Here is a 3,275-nt window from a genome sequence, read left to right on the forward strand (position 1 = left end):
AACAATGTTCAAGAACAGGTCTTCCATCGTTGTCGTCGGGTTGTCGATCGATTCGACCGTTCCGCCGTGCCGTTTGATCACATCGGCGATCTCGGTCTTGGCCGCTTCGCTGAGTCCGCGAGCGTGAACTTCGGTGATGTCTTGGACCTTCAACAGATCCGAAACACGCCCGAGCTCCTTCAACTCGCCCTGATGCAGAATCGCGACTCGGTCGCAAACGTCTTGAACATCGGCGAGTTGGTGGCTGCAGAGCAGAACGGTCTTGCCTTGGTCACGCAGGGCGAGGATCAAGTCCTTCATCTCTCGAGTCCCGATCGGGTCGAGGCCTGTGGTCGGTTCGTCGAGCAAAATCAGGTCGGGATCGTTGATCAACGCCTGAGCCAAACCGACTCGTCGCGTCATCCCTTTACTGTATTCGCGAAGCTGGCGGTGCTTGGCGCCTTGCAGCCCCACCAACTTGATCAATTCGTCAACGCGTTTCTTTCGCTGAGCGCCCGACATATTGAACAGCCGGCCATAGAAATCGAGTGTTTCCTCGGCCGTCAAAAATTTGTACAGATACGATTCTTCGGGCAGGTAGCCGATTCGCTCGTTCTTGCTCGTCTCGGTTGCGTCCTTGTCAAACACCAGCACTCGGCCACTGGTCGGGAACAACAACCCGAGGATCAATTTGATCGTCGTCGATTTGCCGCTACCGTTGGGGCCGAGCAACCCGAAGATTTCGCCACGGCGAACTTCGATATCGAGCGACTTGAGCGCGTGGACCTTTTTTCGGCCCCAAAAGTCGCGATAGATCTTGCTCAGGTTTCGGGTTTCAATGACCACCCCCGAATCGGTGTCCGCAGCACTATTCGGAGCGGGTTGGCCGGCAGACTCAGCGACCGCAGCAGCATCGGTATCCACGAGCAAACGCTTTCTGTGTTGAGAAGAAGAAAAATGGGATCGTAACGATTCGGAATCCGGGGGAATAAAATGCCCGGTTCCGAAGGTTTTTACGTTACGGCGTCGTCCTGGAAAGGGTTCGGATTTTTAACCATGGAATAGTTCAGGTTTGTGTTGGACACTGCCAAAACCGCACTCTGCGACGCATCACGGATTGCCAATCCGCTACCCGAAAGCCTAAAAAACACGCTCTGGCTTCGGAAGCCAGAGCCGCAGAGCCTCCATCGGCTGCATCCCTCGTCTCGTGTCGTTTCACGTTCATGACTGCCCCTGGCTACCAAGACTCGCTCCATTTCCTGTACGAGCGGATCAATTACGAACGGATTTCGACGACGCCGGCGAGGTATCCATTTCGGCTGCGCCGCATGGCCGAACTGGCCCAGCGGATCGGATTGGGGGACCATGTCCATGCAAATTCGCCGATCCCCCCCATCCCGCTTGTCCATATCGCCGGCACGAAGGGCAAAGGATCGACCGCCGCCATGGTCGCCGGGATCCTCAGCAAAGCGGGCTATCGCACCGGGCTGTACACCTCGCCCCATCTCAAGGAGCTGGAAGAGCGATTTCAGATCAACCATGTCCCTTGCACCGCCATCGAAATCGTCAGCTTAGTCGAGCGGATTCGCAGCGTGGTCGAGGAAATGGATCAAGAAGCGGGCTCGGGACCGACGTTTTTCGAGCTGACCACGGCCATGGCGATGCTGCATTTTCAGTCTCAAGCGTGTGATGCCATCATCCTGGAGGTCGGACTCGGCGGACGACTCGACAGCACGAACGTGTTTTCGTCTTCGGTGACCGCGATTACCAGCATCGGACTCGATCACCAACACGTGTTGGGCAACACGATCGCTGAGATTGCGGCCGAAAAAGCAGGGATCATCAAACCGAAGGTTCCGGTCGTCTCGAGCGTCGTCCGCCCTGAAGCGATCGAGGTGATCCGGCGTACGGCCGCAAACAAAAACGCCCCGCTGTACCAGCTAGCGGAAACCTACCAAACAGGGGAAACCACCGCCCCGGTTGGGGAGCCTCGTGCCGTCGCCGTGCAATCGGCCGGTGACTTTACCATTTCAATCGAACCGAATTCCGATTGGGGATCCAAACTCTGCTATCAAGGTCGCACCGCCCCGCTTCGTGATTCCCACGAAGTGGCATTGGCGATGGAGGGCGATCACCAAGCTCGCAACGCCGCCGTGGCGATCGCCGTGGCCGACCTGTTAGCCGAATCGGGGCTCTCGATTCCCGAAACCGCCTTTGCGTCGGGATTGGCCTCGTTGAACTGCACCGCACGGATTGAGCGTTTCAATTTGGACGATGACGTGATCGCGATTGTCGATGCCGCTCATAACGAGGACTCCGTGGCGGCTTTGATCAAAACGATCAACGATCGTTTGCCCGACCGCGAAATCACGATTGTGTTTGGAACCAGCCGGGACAAGTCAGCCGAACCGATGCTCGCGGCCTTGGCCCCCAAGGCGAAGCATCTTGTGCTGACCAAATACAGTGGCAACCCGCGTTACCGCGAACCCGACGAGATGTTAGCGATGGTGCCCACCCCCGATCGTCTTCGCACGCATGTCATCGCCGATGCGATCGATGCGTGCCGACGCGGGCGGGAACTCGCCAGCCCCGGCGGTGCCCTGGTGATCTGCGGCTCATTCTTTCTCGCCGCCGAAGCGCGAGAGTGGATCCTCGGTCTGCAGCGTCCTGAAACCGGCTAAGACATAAAGCGAACGCTATTGATTTTGCGAGACCGGGCTGGCCCCTAGCATCAGTTCGACGTCACCGACCGGCAATTCGAGCTGCTCGCTGATCTCTTGAGCTGTCAGTCCCGAGTGACTCAACGCGGCGATTCTCAGCTGCAGCACCGAGCGAGTCGCGGCAGCCGCATCGGTGCTGGAGCCTGATGCTGCAGACTCTGCGGTCGCGAGCGTCTCGATCCGCTCGTCCACCTGTCGCAACAACGTCTGCACAACGGCGATGCGGGTATCGAGTTCGGCGGTCAATTCACGCTGCAGATCAAACATTGCGACCTGCCAACGCTGAGTTTCCACGGGCGCATCGGAAAGGGGCGCCACAGGATCTTTGCGTTTCTGAATCGCCTTGAGTTCCCGGTTCGCGGCCCGCGAATCCTGAGTGACCCGTTTTCGCAACGCGATCTGGCGGCGGGCCAGCACCCACCCCAACATCACGAACCCGGCCAACATCAATAGCTGCGCCTGCTGCATTTGGGCTAAAATAATCGTTTGCATTCTTCACCCAAGAAAACCGTGTTATCTAATTCAACCGACCCGAGATACGGTTATCATTAAATCGACCGCCACCCCCGGCCCTCA

At 57.9% G+C, this 3,275-nt stretch carries 3 protein-coding genes; 1 reads left to right on the forward strand and 2 read right to left on the reverse strand.

Annotated features, from left to right (window positions below; all coding sequences use genetic code 11):
- A partial coding sequence (locus ABX962_RS33205) for an ABC transporter ATP-binding protein (protein WP_372725972.1) occupies positions 1-903 on the reverse strand: 903 nt, incomplete at its 3' end.
- A gap of 299 nt (positions 904-1,202) precedes the next feature.
- Between ABX962_RS33205 and ABX962_RS33210 the strand changes: the two genes are divergently transcribed.
- A complete protein-coding gene (locus ABX962_RS33210) occupies positions 1,203-2,660 on the forward strand; it encodes a folylpolyglutamate synthase/dihydrofolate synthase family protein (protein ID WP_372725973.1) in 1,458 nt (485 codons plus the stop codon).
- Between the two features lie 15 nt (positions 2,661-2,675).
- Here the strand turns inward: ABX962_RS33210 and ABX962_RS33215 are convergent, their stop codons facing one another.
- Positions 2,676-3,191: a hypothetical protein gene (locus ABX962_RS33215; RefSeq protein WP_372725974.1), complete on the reverse strand. Its 516-nt coding sequence runs from the start codon at positions 3,189-3,191 to the stop codon at positions 2,676-2,678.
- Positions 3,192-3,275: the final 84 nt, after the last annotated feature.

The organism is Novipirellula sp. (assembly GCF_041583735.1).
In the GTDB taxonomy this organism is placed as follows: Bacteria; Planctomycetota; Planctomycetia; order Pirellulales; family Pirellulaceae; genus Novipirellula.

Bases quoted from the DNA above. Each gene is read 5' to 3' on its own strand.
- ABX962_RS33210 (WP_372725973.1), top strand. From the start codon at position 1,203: ATGACTGCCCCTGGCTACCAAGACTCGCTCCATTTCCTGTACGAGCGG.
- ABX962_RS33215 (WP_372725974.1), bottom strand. From the start codon at position 3,191: ATGCAAACGATTATTTTAGCCCAAATGCAGCAGGCGCAGCTATTGATG.